Annotated in this window: 29 protein-coding genes; 27 read left to right on the forward strand and 2 right to left on the reverse strand. The window is 30.3% G+C overall.

Going from position 1 to position 20,536, the window contains the following annotated elements:
* Positions 1 to 54 precede the first annotated feature (54 nt).
* A complete protein-coding gene (locus ACI48Q_RS01220; protein WP_474917223.1) occupies positions 55 to 699 on the reverse strand; it encodes a helix-turn-helix domain-containing protein in 645 nt (214 codons plus the stop codon).
* Between the two features lie 403 nt (positions 700 to 1,102).
* On the opposite strand from ACI48Q_RS01220, the gene isdE reads away from it, so the two are divergent.
* The 10 genes from isdE (at position 1,103) to ACI48Q_RS01270 (ending at position 8,703) form a co-directional block, all read left to right on the forward strand.
* A complete protein-coding gene (gene isdE / locus ACI48Q_RS01225; RefSeq protein ID WP_474917224.1) occupies positions 1,103 to 2,011 on the forward strand; it encodes a heme ABC transporter substrate-binding protein IsdE in 909 nt (302 codons plus the stop codon).
* 25 nt (positions 2,012 to 2,036) lie between these two features.
* Positions 2,037 to 3,020, forward strand: a complete 984-nt coding sequence (locus ACI48Q_RS01230; protein WP_474917225.1) for a FecCD family ABC transporter permease — start codon at positions 2,037 to 2,039, stop codon at positions 3,018 to 3,020.
* Positions 3,010 to 3,819: an ABC transporter ATP-binding protein gene (locus ACI48Q_RS01235; protein ID WP_474917226.1), complete on the forward strand. Its 810-nt coding sequence runs from the start codon at positions 3,010 to 3,012 to the stop codon at positions 3,817 to 3,819. Before ACI48Q_RS01230 ends, ACI48Q_RS01235 begins: the two co-directional genes overlap by 11 nt.
* Positions 3,820 to 3,836: 17 nt before the next feature.
* On the forward strand, positions 3,837 to 4,337 hold the full coding sequence (locus tag ACI48Q_RS01240) for a flavodoxin family protein (protein ID WP_474917227.1): 501 nt from the start codon (positions 3,837 to 3,839) through the stop codon (positions 4,335 to 4,337).
* A gap of 3 nt (positions 4,338 to 4,340) precedes the next feature.
* Positions 4,341 to 5,555 (forward strand): coproporphyrinogen-III oxidase family protein, encoded by a 1,215-nt coding sequence (locus ACI48Q_RS01245; RefSeq protein WP_474917228.1) that lies wholly within the window; start codon positions 4,341 to 4,343, stop codon positions 5,553 to 5,555.
* 244 nt (positions 5,556 to 5,799) lie between these two features.
* On the forward strand, positions 5,800 to 6,471 hold the full coding sequence (locus ACI48Q_RS01250) for a DUF1905 domain-containing protein (protein WP_474917229.1): 672 nt from the start codon (positions 5,800 to 5,802) through the stop codon (positions 6,469 to 6,471).
* Between the two features lie 142 nt (positions 6,472 to 6,613).
* Positions 6,614 to 6,826 (forward strand): GNAT family N-acetyltransferase, encoded by a 213-nt coding sequence (locus ACI48Q_RS01255; RefSeq protein ID WP_474917230.1) that lies wholly within the window; start codon positions 6,614 to 6,616, stop codon positions 6,824 to 6,826.
* A gap of 126 nt (positions 6,827 to 6,952) precedes the next feature.
* Positions 6,953 to 7,582 (forward strand): hypothetical protein, encoded by a 630-nt coding sequence (locus tag ACI48Q_RS01260; RefSeq protein ID WP_474917231.1) that lies wholly within the window; start codon positions 6,953 to 6,955, stop codon positions 7,580 to 7,582.
* A 176-nt stretch (positions 7,583 to 7,758) separates the two neighbouring features.
* Positions 7,759 to 8,196, forward strand: a complete 438-nt coding sequence (locus ACI48Q_RS01265) for a GNAT family N-acetyltransferase (RefSeq protein WP_474917232.1) — start codon at positions 7,759 to 7,761, stop codon at positions 8,194 to 8,196.
* 18 nt (positions 8,197 to 8,214) lie between these two features.
* The gene (locus tag ACI48Q_RS01270) at positions 8,215 to 8,703 is read left to right on the forward strand and encodes a GNAT family N-acetyltransferase (protein WP_474917233.1); all 489 of its coding nucleotides are present in this window, start codon (positions 8,215 to 8,217) and stop codon (positions 8,701 to 8,703) included.
* A 206-nt stretch (positions 8,704 to 8,909) separates the two neighbouring features.
* Here ACI48Q_RS01270 and ACI48Q_RS01275 read toward each other — a convergent pair whose 3' ends face one another.
* Positions 8,910 to 9,428 (reverse strand): nitroreductase family protein, encoded by a 519-nt coding sequence (locus tag ACI48Q_RS01275; protein WP_474917234.1) that lies wholly within the window; start codon positions 9,426 to 9,428, stop codon positions 8,910 to 8,912.
* Between the two features lie 285 nt (positions 9,429 to 9,713).
* Here ACI48Q_RS01275 and ACI48Q_RS01280 point away from each other — a divergent pair, with 285 nt between their 5' ends.
* The 17 genes from ACI48Q_RS01280 to ACI48Q_RS01360 all read left to right on the forward strand — a co-directional run bounded on the left by ACI48Q_RS01280 (position 9,714) and on the right by ACI48Q_RS01360 (position 20,510).
* Positions 9,714 to 9,842, forward strand: coding sequence for a winged helix-turn-helix transcriptional regulator (locus ACI48Q_RS01280; protein ID WP_474917235.1), 129 nt, complete (start codon positions 9,714 to 9,716; stop codon positions 9,840 to 9,842).
* A gap of 228 nt (positions 9,843 to 10,070) precedes the next feature.
* Entirely contained in the window at positions 10,071 to 10,556 is a 486-nt protein-coding gene (locus ACI48Q_RS01285) for a helix-turn-helix domain-containing protein (protein WP_474917236.1), read from the forward strand.
* A 38-nt stretch (positions 10,557 to 10,594) separates the two neighbouring features.
* Positions 10,595 to 10,954 (forward strand): DUF4180 domain-containing protein, encoded by a 360-nt coding sequence (locus ACI48Q_RS01290; protein ID WP_474917237.1) that lies wholly within the window; start codon positions 10,595 to 10,597, stop codon positions 10,952 to 10,954.
* Positions 10,955 to 11,163: 209 nt separating this feature from the next.
* Positions 11,164 to 12,366 (forward strand): MerR family transcriptional regulator, encoded by a 1,203-nt coding sequence (locus ACI48Q_RS01295; protein ID WP_474917238.1) that lies wholly within the window; start codon positions 11,164 to 11,166, stop codon positions 12,364 to 12,366.
* A 12-nt stretch (positions 12,367 to 12,378) separates the two neighbouring features.
* Positions 12,379 to 13,170: a sugar phosphate isomerase/epimerase family protein gene (locus tag ACI48Q_RS01300; protein WP_474917239.1), complete on the forward strand. Its 792-nt coding sequence runs from the start codon at positions 12,379 to 12,381 to the stop codon at positions 13,168 to 13,170.
* Between the two features lie 192 nt (positions 13,171 to 13,362).
* Positions 13,363 to 14,208 (forward strand): C45 family autoproteolytic acyltransferase/hydolase, encoded by an 846-nt coding sequence (locus ACI48Q_RS01305; RefSeq protein WP_474918311.1) that lies wholly within the window; start codon positions 13,363 to 13,365, stop codon positions 14,206 to 14,208.
* Between the two features lie 235 nt (positions 14,209 to 14,443).
* Positions 14,444 to 15,325: a M23 family metallopeptidase gene (locus ACI48Q_RS01310; RefSeq protein ID WP_474917240.1), complete on the forward strand. Its 882-nt coding sequence runs from the start codon at positions 14,444 to 14,446 to the stop codon at positions 15,323 to 15,325.
* Between the two features lie 299 nt (positions 15,326 to 15,624).
* Positions 15,625 to 16,185, forward strand: coding sequence for a chloramphenicol phosphotransferase CPT family protein (locus tag ACI48Q_RS01315; RefSeq protein WP_474917241.1), 561 nt, complete (start codon positions 15,625 to 15,627; stop codon positions 16,183 to 16,185).
* 31 nt (positions 16,186 to 16,216) lie between these two features.
* The gene (locus tag ACI48Q_RS01320) at positions 16,217 to 16,471 is read left to right on the forward strand and encodes a TfoX/Sxy family protein (RefSeq protein ID WP_474917242.1); all 255 of its coding nucleotides are present in this window, start codon (positions 16,217 to 16,219) and stop codon (positions 16,469 to 16,471) included.
* On the forward strand, positions 16,455 to 16,637 hold the full coding sequence (locus tag ACI48Q_RS01325; protein WP_474917243.1) for a hypothetical protein: 183 nt from the start codon (positions 16,455 to 16,457) through the stop codon (positions 16,635 to 16,637). Before ACI48Q_RS01320 ends, ACI48Q_RS01325 begins: the two co-directional genes overlap by 17 nt.
* Positions 16,638 to 16,654: 17 nt before the next feature.
* Positions 16,655 to 16,774, forward strand: a complete 120-nt coding sequence (locus tag ACI48Q_RS01330) for a GNAT family N-acetyltransferase (protein ID WP_474918312.1) — start codon at positions 16,655 to 16,657, stop codon at positions 16,772 to 16,774.
* A gap of 21 nt (positions 16,775 to 16,795) precedes the next feature.
* Positions 16,796 to 16,924, forward strand: coding sequence for a hypothetical protein (locus tag ACI48Q_RS01335; RefSeq protein ID WP_474917244.1), 129 nt, complete (start codon positions 16,796 to 16,798; stop codon positions 16,922 to 16,924).
* A 65-nt stretch (positions 16,925 to 16,989) separates the two neighbouring features.
* Positions 16,990 to 17,847: an AraC family transcriptional regulator gene (locus ACI48Q_RS01340; protein WP_474917245.1), complete on the forward strand. Its 858-nt coding sequence runs from the start codon at positions 16,990 to 16,992 to the stop codon at positions 17,845 to 17,847.
* Positions 17,848 to 17,877: 30 nt separating this feature from the next.
* The gene (locus ACI48Q_RS01345) at positions 17,878 to 18,432 is read left to right on the forward strand and encodes a GyrI-like domain-containing protein (RefSeq protein WP_474917246.1); all 555 of its coding nucleotides are present in this window, start codon (positions 17,878 to 17,880) and stop codon (positions 18,430 to 18,432) included.
* 249 nt (positions 18,433 to 18,681) lie between these two features.
* The gene (locus ACI48Q_RS01350) at positions 18,682 to 19,203 is read left to right on the forward strand and encodes a DUF6886 family protein (protein WP_474917247.1); all 522 of its coding nucleotides are present in this window, start codon (positions 18,682 to 18,684) and stop codon (positions 19,201 to 19,203) included.
* Between the two features lie 30 nt (positions 19,204 to 19,233).
* Positions 19,234 to 19,503 carry a GNAT family N-acetyltransferase gene (locus ACI48Q_RS01355; RefSeq protein WP_474917248.1) on the forward strand — a complete coding sequence of 90 codons (270 nt, stop codon included), beginning with the start codon at positions 19,234 to 19,236 and terminating at the stop codon, positions 19,501 to 19,503.
* An 89-nt stretch (positions 19,504 to 19,592) separates the two neighbouring features.
* Positions 19,593 to 20,510: an aminoglycoside phosphotransferase family protein gene (locus ACI48Q_RS01360; protein ID WP_474917249.1), complete on the forward strand. Its 918-nt coding sequence runs from the start codon at positions 19,593 to 19,595 to the stop codon at positions 20,508 to 20,510.
* Positions 20,511 to 20,536: the final 26 nt, after the last annotated feature.

The following is a 20,536-nucleotide window of genomic DNA, read 5'->3' on the forward strand; positions in this document are numbered from 1 at the left end:
ATCCAATTTAACATGGGTTATTACAGTTTACGCTCCTCAGACATTCCTCATTTGTTAGCCTAATAATCGATTCCTATAGGATAATGGAGTTTTTCCAGTAAACTTTTTAAATGTGGTACAAAAATAAGAATTATTAGAAAAGGCACATCGACTAGCTATAATATCTAAGGGCAAATCAGAATGGGAAAGTAGTTTCTTTGCTAAATTTATTCTTTGCCTTGTAACATATTCGCTAAAATTTGTGCCTACATTTTTTTTGAAGATATCACACAAATAGCAGCGATTGATATTTATATTTTCACACACATTAGCAAGAGTTAATGGCTCATGGATATGATTATGAATATATATTAAAGCTTTCTTTATATGTGGATTGTCATATCTTTCTATAAGATAATCAGAACAGTTGCCATAAGAAGAAACTATATTTTCTCCAAGGGCAATTAAATTAGAAGAACTATTACACTCCTCGATAATTAAATTATTTTCATAACAACATTGATGAAGAGATACATTTTCCTCTCGTAGTATATAGTTATAAATACTAATATTTAGGGAAGATAGATACAACTTATAATCAGTAAAGGATAAACTCTTAGTTAGAGAATTAAACTTGTCCTTAAATAAATCTACAGCGCCAATAGTGTTACCACAAAATAATAATATACAAATATCTAAATGATTCAAAAGATTTTCCATAAACACTCCTTTATCACCTATTAAATTTCAAGGTTTATTGTTATTCTCTGTAAAGTTTTATCTGAACACGACCGCATATCTAAACATTACAACATGAGTTTAGCACAAAAATAATTTATTCAATAGTAAATAATGAAAATTTATATTTTAATATTGTATTAATAAAAAATAAAATATTAGTAGTTATAAGTCACTTTTAAAGAGTGATTTACTAAGATTCTATTTAAATAGGAAGTTAAAATAAAATCTAAATCTTTAAAAATAAAATCTAAATATTTTATAACATGCTCTTGCAAATAGATGATAGACTTGTATTATCGAATGGTTAGCATAGGCTAACTTAAATAAGTTTAATATTATAAATAATTGTATCGGGGTTTAGGACCTTGGAAAGGGTGGAAAAATGAAGGGCAAGAAAATATTATCATTATGTTTAACATTTGCATTAGCATTTATGGCAGTAGGGTGCGCAAGTAAGGCAGAAAGTTCAAAAGGGGATGTAGAAGCTACGGCAGAGACTCCAAAGAAGAATTCAGAGGAGAGAATTATTGGTTCATCTGTAGCAGTAGTTGAGATTTTAGATGCTATGGGGATTCCCATGGTAGGAGTACCTACTAGTTCTTATAAACTACCAGACAGTGTTAAAGATACTACAAAAATTGGAAATCCAATGAAACCAGATATGGAGGTTATAAAATCCTTAAATCCTACTACAGTGGTGTCAGTAAACACACTATCTGCAGATTTAAAGGCATCTTTTAATAATCTAAATATCCCAGTAGAGTTTTTAAACCTTTCTAGTTATGATGGCTTAAAAGAAAGTATTACACAAGTAGGAGCTCGTTTTAATAAAGAAGCTGAAGCAAAAAAATTAATAAGTGGATTTACAGCAAAAGAAGAGGAGATATCTAAAAAAATGGAAGGGAAGAAAGGCCCTTCTGTACTAGTTGTTTTTGGAGCTTCAGGGAACTTTATGGTAGCGACAGAATCAACTTATGTTGGTGATTTGGTAAAGCATGTAGGTGGGAAAAATATTCTTCAGGGTACTGAGGGAAGCTTTGTTCCAGTAGACATGGAGTTTTTGGCAAAGAAAAATCCAGATATGATTTTATTAATGACTCATGCAAATCCAGAGGAATCTAAAGCGGCTTTTGAAAAGGAATTTGAGAAGAATGAAGCATGGCAGCATTTTAATGCAGTAAAAAACAATGAAGTTCATGCTCTTGAAACAGGATATTTTGGTATGTCTGCAAATCTTTTAGCTGGAGAGGCGATGGAAAAATTAGTAGATATATTCTACTCAGAGAAATAGAAAAAGAGAATGGGAGGGAAATAGTATGACAAAGAAAATTAGAGCTTTTTCTATAGTAGGAATACTCTTAATTATATCTATAGTATTTGCAATTGGAGTCGGGAGTATTAAAGTACCTCTACATGAACTTGTAACAGGAATCCTTAATGGTGAAGGTGGAAATATAGGCGTAGTAAAGGACATAAGACTCCCAAGAATAATCATGGCTCTACTTGTAGGAGCCAATCTTTCAGTATCTGGTGTACTCTTGCAAGCTGTGATGGGAAACCCATTAGCAGATCCAGGAATCACAGGTATATCTTCAGGTGCTAGCGTGGCAGTAATGTTTTTAATGCTATATATGCCAGGAGCTACTGCAACTATTCCATTTTGGGGATTTGTAGGTGGTGCAGTGGCATGCATTATGATTTATTCACTGGCATGGAAAAATGGCATATCGGCTATGAGAATAATTCTTGCTGGAGTTGCCGTAAATGCTATGCTTGGAGGAATAACTAGCATGATGTCAATTTTAAATAGTGAGAAGTTATCAGGAGTATTAAATTGGCTTAATGGAAGTCTTAGTGGAAAGAGCTGGGGAGATATAAGAGTTATGTTTATATACACACTTATAGGATTAATAATAGCTTTTCCAATGTTTAAGGGATGTAATATCTTAGCATTAGGAGATAAGACGGCTAAGAGTTTAGGAATTAATCCAAATGCTCAAAGGATGATAATATCTGTAGTTGCTGTATTTTTAGCAGGGATATCAACTTCCTTTGCAGGAGTAATAGGGTTTCTTGGCTTAGTAGTTCCACATATATCAAGGATAATGGTAGGCTCTGACCATAAGACACTAATACCATTTTCAGCCTTGTTAGGTTCACTGGTGCTACTGTTAGCAGATACCTTTGGAAGAAATATTGCAAGACCCTATGAAATACCTGTAGGAGTAGTTATGGCAGTACTTGGAGGGCCCTTCTTCTTATATCAATTAAGAAAGGGTGGTAAGTCTTATGGAAGCTAAAAATTTATATTTTTCCTATGATGATAAAGACTTCATGGCAAACATTAATATAAAACTTAAAAAAGGTGAAGTAACTACAATATTAGGACCAAATGGATCAGGAAAGTCCACATTACTAAATTTACTTGCAAAGCAATTGACACAAAGTAAAGGTGACATTCTCATTGATGGAAAGAATATAAAAGCTATGAGTGCAAAAATTTTCGCAAAAGAGTTAGCCATAGTTCATCAGCAGAATACATCACCAAGTGATCTTACAGTAGAAAAGCTAGTAAGCTATGGGAGAACCCCTTATAAGAATTTTTGGAATGTGGAAACTAAAGAGGATGAGGAAACAATAGAATGGGCTATGGAGGTTACAAAACTTTTGCCTTTAAGGAATAAGCCAGTAGGTGAAATTTCTGGTGGAGAAAGACAAAGAGCTTTTATAGCCATGGCACTTGCTCAAAAAACAGATATTTTATTTTTAGATGAACCAACAACATATTTAGATATATATTATCAGCTTGAGATATTACAGCTGGTTAAAGAGTTAAATGAATCCTTAGGAATTACAATTGTTATGGTATTACACGATATAAATCAAGCTTTGCAATACAGCCATAATATTATAATTATGAAGGCAGGAAAGATTATATATGATGACAAGGCTTCTAATGCTATTACGGAAAGTAGAATTAAGGAGGTCTATGGAATAGATTCAGTAATTAGATGGTGTCCTGTGAATTCTTGTAAGTATATGACACCAGTTCAAATAAAAGAAAGATCCTGTGAAATGTGTTCACAAATTAATGGATGAAGTAAAGGAGAATAATAATGAAAATATTAGTAACATATTCAAGCTTAACAGGGAATACAAAAAAATTAGCAGAGGGTATTTATGAAGAGCTTTCAGGTGAAAAAGAAATAATGCCAGTAAAAGAAGTTAAAGACTTGTCTCAGTATGATGTAGTATTAGTAGGATATTGGGTGGACAAAGGTGGTCCTAATGAGGAAGCAAAGAAATTTTTAGAAACTATTGAGGGGAAAAAAGTTGGTATTTTTGCAACTCTAGCATATTGGCCAGATACTGACCATGGATGGAAGTCCCTTATGAATGGTGAGAACCTAGTAAAGGATAAAAATCAAGTAATAGGTAAATATATCTGTCAAGGCAAGCTAAGTGACAGTATAATAGAAAGATTTAAGTCTTTTCCTGAGGGAAATCCACATGCCATAACTCCAGAAAAGTTAAAGAGATATGAAATAGCAAGTAAGCACCCAAGTGAGATAGATATTGCGGCAGGAGCACAGTTATTTAGGGAAAGGTTGTACTAGTCTATGTTTGAGAAGAGAATAAAAACCCATCATAGTGCAATGGCGGAAGGAAAGAAATATATTAGAGGAGTTAAAAATGTGGTAGAAGTATTAAGTTCATCAGATGAAAATAGTAATACTTCTGAAGTAAATTCAACAATATATATACATGTTCCTTTCTGTAGTAAGATATGTAGTTTTTGCAATATGAGACGTAGCCTTCAAAAACCTACTGAGGAGTATCATAACTTAGTAACAAGTGAAATTGAGGCCTATGGAAAACTTCCACATATTAAAAACACCACCTTTGGAGCAGTGTATTTTGGAGGAGGAACTCCAACCACCCTAGCTACAGGAGGACTTAGGGAAATCCTCAGAGCTCTTCATAAAAACTTTAATTTGGCAGATGATGTTGAGATCACTATAGAAACTACAGTTTCTGAGCTAAGTGATGAAAAAATAGCTATGCTTAAGGAAGAGGGAGTTAACAGGCTTTCAGTAGGAGTGCAAACCTTTAATGATAAGGGAAGAGCTCTTATGGGAAGAAAGGGAAATGGACAAAGAGCTTATGATAAGTTAAAGCAACTAAAAGAATATGGCTTTGATACCGTTAGTATGGATTTAATATATAATTACCCAGGTCAAAGTATTGAGGATTTAGTAGAAGATTTAAATAAGATGATAGCCCTTGATTTAAATGGATTTTCTATGTATTCTCTTATAGATATGAAGGAAACCACCATTAATAATGCTCAAAATATAGATAGTGATAGTCTCATGTTTGATACTATTGTGAATCATATGGAGTCAGCAGGATATAAATTTTTAGAGCTTACCAAGATGGTTAAAGATGACCAGTATAAATATATTATGAATAGGCATAAGGGAGCTGATACCTTGCCATTGGGAGCAGGAGCAGGTGGAAGTGTAAATGGGCTTATGCTTATGAATCCTATTGAAATAGATAAATATGCAGAGAGTATTAAGAATTTTAATGAGAGACAAACTATGACAATCCACGGTTCATATAAGGAAATAGTAAAATTTAAGGGTGATATTCAAACCATATATCTACCTAAAAATGAAACATTGTATAAAGATATGGATAAGTATAGGGAGTTCTTAAATAAGCTCCTTGAAAAAGGTTATGTACTTTCAGATGATATAGGATATAGATTAACAGCTAAAGGTATATTCTGGGGTAATACCATATCTAGAGAGCTATCAGCATTAATTTAGCAGCTATATATACAGTAGATTTAATATCTACTGTTTTATTTTGTATAAATATTAGAATATTAGGTATTATATGTAAGAGTGAAATGGTATAATTTTTATACAAGCTATTAGGATTTATAAGTTACAGTGATAACTATCAATACAAGGTTAGAAATATTATTTTAATGCTATACGTTATTTACAAGATAGGTATAAGAAGCGTAGATTGTAATAAAATCAAGAAAAAATTCTTAGGAGGGGAGCCATGGAGTATCAGTTTAAAGGAAAAATATTAAAGGAAGGTATAAGATCATTTATAGCAATACCTTTTAATGTATGGGAAGTATGTAACCAAAAAGGTATGATACCTGTAAAAGTCACAGTGAATAATAGGGTTTTTGAATGTAAGCTTGTACCTAAAGGTGATGGAAATTATTATATACCAATTACAAAACCAATTCTTAAGGAAATAGAAAATCATATAGAATTAGATGTATCTTTTGAAATAATTGTTGGATTGACTCGAATTAATAATAATAGTCCATACAGTATTGAAAATCCTATACGAAGAATAGATAAACTAGAAAGTGTTATTCAGCCACAAAGCGGGATGTGTGGACAAGTCTGTATAGCAATGCTGGCAGGGGTATCGCTGGAAGAAGTAGTTAATGTTATGAGATCAAGAAGGTGGCAAGCATCTTTGAGTAAGGTAATTGAAACCTTGGATTACTATGGAATTGCTCATTCATCTAAAATGGTTTATATGCGAAATGAGGTAAAGGAGTTACCTAAATGTTGTATTATAAATACTCGTTCTGAAAAGTGCAGTCATCTCTTGCTATTTTATAATGGAAAGTATTATGATCCGTCCTTAGGAATATTGGAAGATTATGATATAAGTAAAATCATCGGATATCTAGAAATTTTTACAGAATAATTCTATAAAATTATAGTGAAAACTCTAATTCATAGTCTCTTGGATCATTTCCATATAAATTTCAAATAGATATCTTGAGTTTGTTAAAGATAACCTTCCAAGATTAAATTGAGTTAATGGTACGAATAGTTACAGAGAGACTGTGGTTAAAAATATAAAAAGGAAAACTGCTTTGTGTGTGAAATATGATGACGAGATTGTTGGGGTTATGATATTTTCTTATAATGCAAACAGTCTTTCTTGCATGGCAGTTCATCCAAACCATCGTAGAAAAGGGATTGCATCTGCAATGATAGAGAAAATGCTAGCCCTATTTCCAGAAGGTGTAGATATATTTTATATATTATTCCAGTAGTCTTTGACTAAATTATTGGAGACTACTGGAATATTGTTAATAATATTAACCATGAAAATGAAGATGAAATGTTTTATATCTTAGAAGGACAACTAATTATTAAATTTAGAGATTAGGAAGGAAAATATGAAGTTTAAAGTAAGAAAAACAATATTGCATGGAAATAATAAATTATATATTTATGTACCTTTAGAAATACCGAAGCAGCTTACAGCTATAGACCCAATAGGTTGGGACAAGGCAATACTGGGCAATTCAACTGCCTATGAGTTCCTTAAAAAATTATTTATTCTAGCTTCAAGTTCAGAGTCTCAACAACTTATATATATTCCAACAAATTCTATAAAATTAAATGAATATAGGAATATATGGGGATATGGAATATTTGATATGGATATTGTACTTATAAATTATCATGCAACTCAGCTTAAAGCTAAAGAAATATTTAAAGCTATTAAAGAAGTGAATACAATTTCTGAAGAACTTAAAGATATAACTATTGAAGAAACATATATTCAGTATCCTAACCGCTGGTTAACTGATAGAAAGTTAACTACAAAGCGATTTAAGAATCTCTTAATAGTCTCAACTAATAGAGATGTATTCTTAAAACTTGCTTGTGATGCCAAGAAGATGACGGGGATTGAGGATGATGAGGAATATAACTTTGATTATCACATCCATGAGGATTTAATTGGTACTTCAAAGGAAAATGGATTTAATTTTTTATATTATCATAAAAAAGAAAATATGTGACATTAAATAAAACATGTAGTTATTAAAGATCAATAACTACATGTATGTGTAAGAAAAAATATATGTTAATTTAGCATTGAGATATAAGTTCTTTAGAAGAAGCAAAAAACTGCTACAACTGTTTATTAGAAAATAGTAAAAAAATATAAATTTATTTCATTAGAAAGAAGGTAATTGTGTTGGTAGTGTTTAAAGAGATTACAAGAGAAAATTTTTGGGATTGCATTGAACTTACTGTTGCAGAAAAGCAGCTTGATTTTGTCACATCTAATGCAGTTTCGATTGCTCAAGCAAAAGTACAACCAGAATGTATGCCACTTGCAGTATATGATGATGATACCATGGTAGGATTTATAATGTATTGTATTGATGAAGATGATGGCGAATATTGGATTTATAGAATGATGATTGATAAAAACTATCAATCAAAAGGATATGGCAAAAAAACTTTAGAGAAGCTTTTAGAGATTATAAAGGAAGATAAGTCACATAATAAGATTTTTCTTGGGGTCCATAAAGAAAGTATTCATGCTGTAAATTTATATAAGAGTTTAGGTTTTGATTTTAATGGACAAGTATTTGGTAGTGAACACATTATGAGATTAGATTATTAATAAATGGGGGAGTAATAAGTGCAAGTACAACTTAAAAAAAGTGGAATTGAGCAAGTAAAAAATTCATCTAAATTTCAAATACAGAAATTGACTTTAGAAGGTATAGAATTGGAAGAAGAATTAAAATATTGTTTATCAAGATTCATTGAGGGGACATTAGATCCAGATCTTGCAGGTAAAAAACCAGATAAATTTATTACCAATCTTAAAAATTGTATTTTCGGGGATTTTTCAAAAAGGTATATTATAACTGCATATGATAATAGTGAAGCTATTGGTATTTTAATAGGATTCCCAGAAGAAGAACAAAGGGTACACATTTATTCAGTACATGTTTCTCCAGAATATCGTAATAGAGGAGTAGCATCTGCGTTATTATCCAGATGTATAAACGATATGTGGATGGAAAATGTAAAAGATATCATTATAGATGTTCATGCTGATAATAAACCTGCTTATAATCTATATAAGAAGTTTGGGTTTATAGAATTTAATAAAATTACCTAGATATAGTAATACAGAGTGAAAGTGTCATTAATGTTTAAAAAGCATTAATGACACTTTTAATAAGGGGAATGTAAGCGATAATAAGAGAATATATCAGCATTATTATTAAAGAAAGTAGTAAATATATTGAGAAATAAGGACGTAAAAAACTTGAAGCATGGACAAGAGATGTATTTCTACTAAAAAATACATCTCTTATTATTTACTTAAAAATGATTATAAGAAACAGTTTGTGAAATATCTTTTCGCTTTGTGTGATTAGGATTAGGCCTTGCGTCTTTACTTGGATAACCTATTGGGAAAATACACACTGGCTCAAAGTTTGAGGGTATATTAAAAGCTTTACGTATAGCAATTGGGTCAAAATGCCCAACCCATGTTGTGCCCAATCCAAGCTCTGTTGCTTGTAACATCATATGTGTGGCAACAATACTTGCATCAATATCAGTATGGATTTTTCCATCATAGCTACGCTTCCAAGATTCATTTTTATTAGCACATATAAGTAAAGCCATAGGTGCATTAAAATGGTAAATTGTGCAATTTTTTAGTTTAGAAAGTGCTTCATCATTTTCAATTACCAAAATTCTTTGAGGCTGATAATTTACAGCAGTAGGAGCTAATTGACCAGCTTGCAAGATTAAATCTAATTTTTCGTGTTCAACTTTCTTAAGGTCAAAATCTCTTAAAGAGTATCTTTCTTTTACTAATTCTATAAAAGTCATAAAAATATCTTCCTTTCAATAATATTATAAAATAAAGAGTATTAAATTTTATATACTAGTTTGTTGAATAAATCTTAACCCCATATTTAAATCCTTGTCTATAACCTAAATTATTCATAAACTATTGACGTCTTTAAAATTTTAACTTGAAATCTGCATTGTAAATTAAAACTATAAATAGGTAAAAGTTAAATATATTACCAATATTTAGTATAATGAATTCAAAATAAAAAGAAAGTACGCACTTTTTAGTAGGATACTTACTGTTAGGAGAGTGTGACTTCGATGGATACTTTATGTCGTAGTAAGCAAGCACCTTTTGAATATACTTTAACTGGAAAGGGGGTATCGCTAGTTCTTTTAATCAATGAAATCCGTAAGTGGGGCAAAGAGTATAAAAAAAATAAAACATAAATTTAGAGAAGAATGCTAGTGTACCTTTTAATTTTTATTTCATAAGAAAAAGATAGGTACAATTTTTAATAATCTATCTTCAAAAAAAGTATTATTAAAATCCATATAAGGGTAGAGGTATGGATAATAAAATACAATAAAGCTCAATAAAGTATAATAAAATAATTGACAAGTATAATAAATTTCATTATAATCCTCTCATAGAGTAGTTATGAGAGGATGTTTTAGATGGAAAATAAGTTTTATACAATAGATAAAGTTGCAGAAATTTTAGGTATGCATCATAAGACCATAAGAAAATTTATAACAGAAGGTAAGTTGGGAGCTAGCAAAGTTGGAAAGCAGTGGAGGATTTCTGGTCATGACTTAAGTGTTTTTATGGAGAAAAATAATGTTAATGTAAAACCTCAAAATACCAATGAAGAGGCAGATATTGATTTTTCAACTGATAATGAAGGGATAACTATAAAGCAAAAAATAAATGTATCTGCCGTTGTAGATATTAATGAAGTAAGTAAGGACGAATATATGCGAATATCTAATACGCTAATAGCTATAATGAATAGTAAGGACCCTAGAATGGCTAATTCAACTGTTAATGTAAGATATTATGAGCAGGAAAATAGATTAAGAGCAATGTTATGGGGTGGAGTAAGATTTATCGAAGATATGATGAGTTCAATCGCCCTTCTAGTGGAGCAAAAATCTTTATAATTTTAAAATAATATGTTATGAATAAGGAGGTAGTGGAGTTGAATTATAAAATAGTGAATAAAAATGATAAAAGCTATATTGAATATATTTCATCAGAAGTGCAGATTTCTTCAGAGGAAGATGTATTGGATATAGTTGGCGCTTGCTTTGGAAATAACTGCAATTATGTGATGCTTCATGGAGAAGTACTTTCAGAGGATTTCTTTAATCTTAAGACGAAGGTAGCGGGAATGATGCTACAAAAGTTCATTAACTATCATATAAAGGTTGCGGCTATTCTACCTAGCGATGAAAAAATTAAGGGAAGATTTGGAGAAATGGTTTCTGAGACCAATAAAGGTAAGGACTTTAGAGTGTTTAAAAATGTTGAGGAAGCTGAGAAATGGCTTTTGGATTAAGTGGTAGAAAAGAAAAAAAGAAAACAATAATGGAAAGATAATAAGTAGGAGCTGAATAGCTCCTTATTTTTATAGAATAATTATAAGAGGTTTGATGTAATGGAATTAGATTAATATATTAGTTATCTCAAATAATTATAAAAATTAAAAATAAAAATCTATTGACCATGACCCAACGTCATTGTATATAATTACCTTGGGTGATGAGAATGATGAGTAATAATTCAGAAAAATTTTATACAGTAGGTAAATTTGCTGAAAGAGTTGGAGTTACAATAAGAACCTTAAGATATTATGATAAAAAAGGATTACTAAAGCCTTCAGATTATAGTAAATCTGGATATAGGCTATATAGTGAAAGTGACTTTGCTAAATTTCAGAAAATCTTAACACTAAAATATTTAGGCTTCTCATTAAAAGAGATAGGAGAAGCAATTAAAGGAGATATTGAAAAGAATAACTTAAAGATTTCATTAAGGTCACAAAAGGAAATTTTAAAAGATAAGCTTCTTCATATGAATTTAATTATAAAATCTATAGAAGAAACAGAAGAAATGATAGAAACTAATGATGAGCTTCAATGGGAAAGCTTTGTAGATATAATTAAAGCAATAAATGCGGAGACCATAATTCTTGATCAATATAAAAATTCTTCTAATTTAAAATCAAGAATAAATATACATGACATGTATAGTACTAATAAATATGGATGGCATAAATGGATATTTAATAATATGGAGATTACTCCAAAAATGAAAATACTTGAATTGGGCTGTGGTAATGGTATTCTATGGTGTAAAAATCAAAATGGAATTCCTAATTATTGTGAAATATATATGACAGATATCTCTAAAGGAATGCTTGAAGATGCTAAGAGAAATCTAGATGGTATAGAAGGTAATTTCATATTTAAAACTGTTGATGCAAAGGATATTCCTTTTGATGATTCAACCTTTGATATTGTAATTGCAAATCATATGTTATTTTATATAAAGGATAAAAGCAGAGTATTTTCAGAAATTAATAGAGTTTTAAAACAAGATGGTAACTTTTATACATCTACTATTGGAGATAAGCATATGATTGAGCTTAAGGATTTAGTTGAGGAATTTGATAGAAGAATTATGCTAGAACAAATAGATTCAGATTATGAGTTTAGTCTAGAAAACGGACAAAAACAGTTAGAACAGTATTTCAATAAAGTAAAATTACAAAATTATGAGGACTCTTTGATAATAGATGATGTAGAACCCTTGTTAGATTATATATATTCTACGCCTGGAAATATAAAGGATATATTAAAGGGTAGAGAAGAAGATTTTAAGGATTTCTTAACTAATAAGATTAGAAGATATGAAAATATATTTATAAGAAAACGTTCTGGATTATTTATATGTGAAAAACATTCATAGGGGGAAGTATAAATGGAGATATCTATATCTACAGGTATGTATTACAAGAAAAATTATAAAGAAATTTTAGATATAATCGCAGCTATAAGCTGCAAGAATATTGAGTTATTCTTAAATCAAGCTTTTATAGATATACCAATAAATCAGTTAAAAAAAGAAATAGATGACAGAAAATTAAAGGTGTTAAGTATTCATACGCCATTAGAATTTATAGCATTTTCACGCCATGAAAGTGAAGATTTTTGGATTGAAAAGTGTCTAAATTATTCTAAGATTTTTGACTCAAAACTCATAGTTTCACATATGGTATTAGGAAAATATTTTAGGACAATATCGGAAACCTTGGATGATATTCATAAGAAAAACATATTAAAATATACAAATAGGAATGAGTCATATATAACTACTGAAAATTTACCATATTATCCTGAGGGTAGTTTTTTAGGCAACATGAAGGAATTTACTAAGTTCATTAGAGAGAACAATGTATCTATTACCTTTGATACAACTCATTGTGCAGCAAGTAAAATATCTATAATTGAAATGTTTTGTGAAGTTAAGGAGTTAGTTAAAAACATACACATTAGTGATTTTAAAGATGGCGATGAACACAAGATTTTATCAAATGGAGAACTGCCATTAAAAGAATTCCTAAGTATATTGAAACTCAATGATTATAAAGGAATTATAACCATCGAACTAGATTTTGATAATAAGAAACGTAATGATATAAAAGATTCTAAGGAAGCTATAAAAGAACTAGAGAAATGTATTGAGTATATTAATAATTCTATTAATATATAAGTTGCAATTAATTATTTACATTATACAAATAAAAAAAGTAAGAAATAAGAAAATAGTAGCATACAATTTTAGGTAAGCTACTATTTTTTTATATATAAATTTTCTAGAAATTTTTAAATTTTATTGATTATAATATATAGTGAAAATGGGATGTTGTAAAGAAATTACATAAGACAGTGAGGTTGCAGTCAGATAGTTCTTCTTCCTAAAATAACTAGCAACGGACCTGTTTATCTTGCAAGAAATTATGAATATTGGCCTCAGGAAGCAGATTTATGCCTTATTACAACGAGAGTAGAAGGAAAGGCCAGTCATATGGGTTTTTCTGAATTAGGGATAGGGCGCAATGATGGTATAAATGAACATGGACTATGCATCAGTATGTCCAATGCAGCTCCTGGACAGACATCAAATAGTGAGGGGGTTGAATTTTGGTTTATCATTAGGGCAGTATTAGATCTATGTGCAAATGTTAATGAAGCTATAGATTTAATTAAAGATATTCCCACATCAACATATACCAATTTTATTGTTGCAGATAAAAATGCAAATTCAGCATTGATTGAAGTAGCAAATTCGAAAAAATCCATTGAAAGAATTAATGCTTTTGACTCTAAGCAGTATCTATGTGCTGCTAATCATTTCAGTACTAAGCAAATGCTGAAATATGACAATGCTAGATATTGGGATTCTGTAGCTAGACATATGGCAATGGAATTACGTATTAATAATGAGATTCCATATGTTGATAAAAACATAATAAAAGCTATTCAATCAGATCTTATTCCGCTAGGAACATGCTGTCATAATTATTCAAGTAGGTTTGGGACCCTTTGGTCAGTGATATACGATGTGACGGAGATTAATATGGAAGTATGTTTTGGCTCCCCAAAGGTAAATGAATGGTGTAGGTTTGATTTAAAAAGTTCATCAAATAAAACAAAGTATTTTGCTTTCTTACCTGAAGATGAGAAAAAAGCAATATGGAAAAAGATACCTAATGGGGCTAATAACTGTTTAGAGTTTGAGATAGTCTAATCAAATTGCAGCTATCAATCTTCATAATAAGATTGGGTTTAGTACAATATTTGAAGAGTATGATAATAGTTATGAAGAATGGAGACAGTATGTGAACGAGTATATATTAGATAGCCAATAAAAAAGTACTAAATCCATCCTTTATTAAGAGAAAGTTAAGAAATTTATACAGATAAAATTAAGAAGTAAGAGTTATTATAGTAGTGTAAATTAAGATTATAGATTGGAGAATAAAATGAAAAAAGTAGATTTTATTAAGACATTTAATTATATAGTGGCTATTATTTTAATTGGTTCATGGACAAGTATTTTTTTTATTCAGGGAATAACAGGAGCAGTGGCATGGGCGTTAGTTAAAATGTTTTTTGCACCAATTGGTATTATGTTGTTATTTATTAATTTAATATTTTTAATTATAAGTTTAGTAAAAAAGAAGAAACGTTTCAAAGTAGTAACTTCTGTAATATTATCAATTTTTCTTGCATTTCCTATGTTAATGCTCATGAATATTTTTAAAATTGAGTATCCAACTAATATTGATAAAAGCAAGCCCTCAATTACAGTAAAATGGCCATTAAAGGAGAAGACAATTGTTGGCTGGGGTGGCAATAGTGTAAGTTTAAATGAACCACATGCGATATGGGCATCTGAAAGATGGGCCTATGATTTAGTTATGGAACCAGAAAATGTGGGGAGCAAGAACCTTAGTGATTATGGAATTTATGATAAGGAGGTAATTGCACCAGTGTCTGGAACAATCATAGCGGCTTATGATGATGAAGAGGATATAGTGCCAAATACAGAAGAGTTTTTGTCTATGGAAGGAAATCATGTTTATATAAAGATAGATGAAACAGATACTTTTTTATTGTTGAATCATCTAAAAAAAGGTAGTGTAAATGTGCAAGTAGGTGATAAGGTAAAGGAAGGACAGGTTATTGGAAAAGTTGGGAACTCAGGCTCAACCTCTGAACCTCATTTACATATACATCATCAACGCCAAGATCCAAATAAAGTAATTTATCCGATTTTTGCAGAGGGATTACCCCTTTATTTTAAAGATATAGATAGTAAACCTATGCCGGAAAGGGGAACAATTATAATACCTAAAAATTAAAGGTTATAAAAAAATTTGACTTATAGTATATGGTAAGCTTGTAGAGTAATAGGTATTTTTTAAATAATATAAATCATTAGAAAACAATGGGGAAATTAGAAAAATTTATCCTATTGTTTTTTATATTATAACTATAAACATATTATCGATAATTTAACAAAATATGTTATAATTTTCATGAACAATAATTTATTATTTTAAGAATCATAAAGAGTTATTTTAAGATTGTGTATTAGAAAGAATCTTTAGTTATAACAAGAAATATAAAATTAAATTTATAAAAGTAAGTAGGGGATAAAATGGAAGAAGGCAAAATTATATTTTTAAATGGCACATCAAGTTCTGGAAAAAGTTCATTAGCAACAAAGATACAAGAATTTTCAGAAGAAAAATTTTATCATGTTCAACTTGATACATTCTGTGATATGGTACATGAAAAGTTTCTTGACAATGATTTTGTAAATACTGAAAATTCAGCTGCACATACAATGCATAGTTTTATTTTATATTTATGTAAAAGTGGGAAAGATGTGATAGTCGATACGGTCATCGAAAACCATCATGAAAATTGGTTAAAAGAATGTGTAGAATTATTGCATGATATGCCTGTTATTTTTGTAAAGGTGAATTGTCCCTTACATGAATTAGAGAGAAGAGAATTAGAACGTGGAGATAGAGAGATTGGACAAGCCAAATATCAATTAAGCAATATGAATTTTAATGATATTTATGATTTAGAGGTAAATACATATGAAAATTCAATTGAAGAATGTGCAAGAAGCATTGAAAATAAATTAAAATTTCAGAATGAAGAGAATGCATTTAAAAAAATATATGTAAGATATATGAAAGAAAGTTAGATTTCGGTTTATTTTAAAGGAGGATCAATAGATGGGGAATTTATCTATGTTACCTAATATAGGAAAAATCTTAGAAGAGCAGCTCAATGAAGTTGGTATTGAGACAGCTGACCAGTTAAAGGAAATAGGAAGTAAACAGGCTTGGTTAAACATCAAGGCTTTAGACCCTTCTGCTTGTTTTAATAGGTTATGTGCATTAGAAGGTGCTATACAAGGGATGAGATGGCATAGTCTTTCAAAGGAAACTAAGGATGAGTTAAAAGAATTTTATGATGCATTCAATTAAGATTACTGAAGATAATTTTTTAGATAATATGAAAAATTGTCTAAAATGTTTTACTCCTGAAATTGTAACAATGGTCTTGTTAGGAGCATTAACTGATTCCATGCATTATGATTGGAATGAAATTTTTACAAAAGAACAAATGAACGAGTTAAAGGAGAAAGGGTAGGATATGTTTTTAATCCTATATATCAAGGAAAAGGTTATGCTACAGAAAGTTGTAGAGAAATTTTAAGATATGGATTTCAACAATTAAACGCATACAGAATAATTGCTATGTGTAATCCAGAAAACATTCCATCATGAAAAGTGTTAGAGCGGTTAAACATGAGAAGAGAAGGGCATCTAAGAAAAAATATATTCTTTAAGTATGATAAAAAAAGAAACTCAATTTGGAATGATACCTATGAGTATGGAATATTAGCAGAGGAATGGTTTAAGACTTTGCATTTTTAGTACAATAATTGCAAAGCAGGGTTTTAGCTACTCTGATAAACTTGTAATTGAAAGGGGGATAAACAATGGATTGGCTTAAGAGAATGAACTTAGCCATAGATTATATTGAAGATAATATTATTGAAGATATAGATTATAGAGAAATTGCAAGGATTGCGTGTTGCCCCAATTACCACTTTCAGCGTATGTTCGTTTTTATTACAGAGATACCTTTATCTGAATATATTAGACGCAGAAGGTTAACGCTTGCTGCTTTTGAATTACAACAAAGCAATATAAGTATTATGGACATTGCGCAGAAGTATGGCTATGAATCTCATGCAGCTTTCACTCGAGCCTTTAATGAAATTCATGGCATTCCACCTATAGCTGCACGTAAATCAGGGGCAAAGTTGAAGGCTTACCCACCTATGTCTTTTCATATTTCAATTATGGGAGGTACAGAAATGAATTATCGAATTGAAAACCTTCATGCATTTAGTGCTGTAGGGGTTAGACATGGTGTAAGCATGGGAAATGCATTTAGCTTAATACCTAGGATTTGGCAAGAAACGGGACAAAGTGAAATTGGGAATAAATTATTTAAACTAATAGATGAAAATTCAAATAAACAATTAAGTGGTATTATTGGTATTTTATCAGAAGAAGACTGGGGGAAGAAGGATGATTTTATTTATTACACAGCTACTCCATACGAAAAAGAAGCTCCAGTAGATATGGAAAAGATAAGCTTCCCAGAAAGTCAGTGGGTAGTTTTTGAGGTACCAACTCTTGGAGATATGCCAAAGAGTTGGAAGGCTTTATATGATCAGTGGGTTCCTACATCAGGGTATGCTCTTGCTGACTTACCTGCAATTGAATGTTATTATCCGCCAGGACATAATCCTCAAAACGAGCTGTGGATACCAATTAGTAAAAAATAATTTATAATATGAGAAATGTAGAAGGGAAAGATGAAAATGGCTATACTTAAAAAAATAGAATTTATAAATTTTGGACCGTATAAGATTGTGGGCAAAGAAATAAGGACAAAAAATGAAGCTTTTAATCCTATTTATAAAACAGAGTATCAAACGATTCCGTCTCTCTGGCAACAATGCTTTTCAGATGGCACTTATGAAAATCTTTTAAAACTTAGTGATTATATACCTACTGAAATTTCAGATGATTATATTGGATATATGAGAGATTATTGCGAAGAGGATGGAACCTTTACCTATGTGGTAGGTATGTTTATGAAAGAAAATACGCCTATACCCCATGGATATGCTTCTTATGACATACCATTTTGTACCATTGCAAAAGCATGGATTGAGGGGGAGGAGTTTGATATTTATCCTAATGCACATAGCTTAACAGTAGAAGGAATCAATGAAAATGGATATAGCGTTGATTGGGAAAATTACTTTGCCTGCGAAGTGTATACAGATTCAAGATTTGGAATACCTAAAAATAATGGGCAGAAAACTTTAATACTTGATTTTTATATTCCATGCAAAAAACAATAATTAAACATTTAATTTAGATTCCATTGTAATAGAGTTATTCCCCAAATATACTATATTATAACGGAATCTTTATTTATTATCAAGAGATGTTTTTAGGATAACAAATAGATATAAAATGTAATTTATTCAATATAAGGTATGCTATAATTTTACTACATAGATTTAGGATAATAGTTTTGATTATCCTAAAGCAAGATAGGGTTTTAAATAGGGTTTTAGGAATACATAAATATAGAGGATATTATTAATATGCGACTATTTCATGTTAGCGAAGAAAGTGATATAAAGATATTTCATCCACGGATACCTTCAAGGGACGATTTAGATAAAAATGTTGGTCTGGTGTGGGCTATAAATGAAACTTGCCTTCCTAATTTTCTAACTCCAAGAGATTGCCCAAGAGTTACTTATCATATAGGAAAAGATACAGAGACTTACCATATCCAAAAGCATATATCGTCTAAAGAATGTAGCCATGTTGTAGCGATAGAAAGCAAATGGTTTAATATTATGAAAGACACTACTTTATATCTATATGAATTTGATGTATCTGACTTCTATTTACAGGATGAAGTAGCAGGATACTATGTCAGTGAAAAAGCACAAGTACCAATTAATAAGATTGAAATCACGGATCTGTTTTCAGAGTTGTTTAAACGTAATGTGGAACTTAGGATACTCAATACTATTTGGGATTTATGTGATGAAATAAAAGTGACAACTTTTCATTGGTCTATGTGCAGGATGAGAAATGCCATTCCTAGATTATAATTATACAAAATTAAAGTGAGGAAAAAAAAGATGGTTAGAGCATATAATAAAAATGATATTGATTCAATAATAAAGGATGAAGATATTGATGATGTATTTGTAGTACCAAAGCATCAAGGAAAGGGTTATGGAAGAAAAACAATGGAGGCTACATTGAACTTAGCTCTCGAAAGAGATCCTGAAAAAATCACATTAGGTGTAGTGGCTTGGAATAAGGTAGCTATCAATCTTTACAAAAGTCTTGGATTTGAAATTTACAGAACCTTTGAGCATAGAAGATTGGTTTTAAATAGGCATTAATAAGTAATTAAATAAACTTATGAGAAGTACATTTTTACTAGATTTAAAATAACTTGATTATTAGGGATATTTATGGAGGAGTAATACTGATGGAAATATATAAGGATATACCAAGTTCCAGTACATGGCATATAGTAAAAGAAATCAATAAAGGTTGGTCAAGTGATAGAAAATATTATATCAAAAGGGAAGATGGTGAAGAATTATTACTTAGAATATCAGATATATCTCAGTATGAAAATAAGCTGAAGGAATTTCAAGCAGTAAAACAGCTTGAACATAGAGATATTTTAATGTCTAAACCAATTGATTTTGGAGTGTGTAATAAGGGTGAAGAAGTTTTTATTTTACTCACTTGGGTAAGTGGTGAGGATGCAGAAATTGTTCTTCCTACACTTAGCGATAAACAACAATATAAAATTGGAATTAAAGCAGGAGAGATATTAAGGCAAATACACGAGCTACCTGCTCCTAAAAATCAAATATCATGGTCAGAACATTTTAATAACAAAATAGATAGAAAGATAGCAAGCTATAAAGCCTGTGGAATTCATTTAAGGGGAGCAGATAAGATAATAAATTATATTGAAGAAAATCGTCATCTCTTAGAAAATCGACCACAGTCTTTTCAGCATGGTGATTATCATATTGGAAATATGATTATTACAAAATCAGGAGAATTGGGTATCATTGATTTTAACAGGTTTGATTATGGTGATCCATGGGAGGAGTTTAATCGTATTACTTGGTGCGTAAATAAAAGCGAATTATTTGCATCTGGATATATTAATTCATATTTTAATTATAAGGTACCTGATTTATTTTTCAAGCTGATGGCATTGTATATTGCTAGTAACCAGCTTTCATCAATTCCTTGGGCAGTTCCTTTTGGAGAAGAAGAAGTAAATATTATGCTTGAGCAAACGGAATCAGTCTTAAAATGGTACGATGATTTTGAAACACATATACCAAAGTGGTATGTCTCAAACTTTATGGAAGTAATATAAGTTTTAGAGATAGCCTATATTAACAA

It is taken from the genome of Clostridium sp. LXY-7 (genome assembly GCF_056172015.1).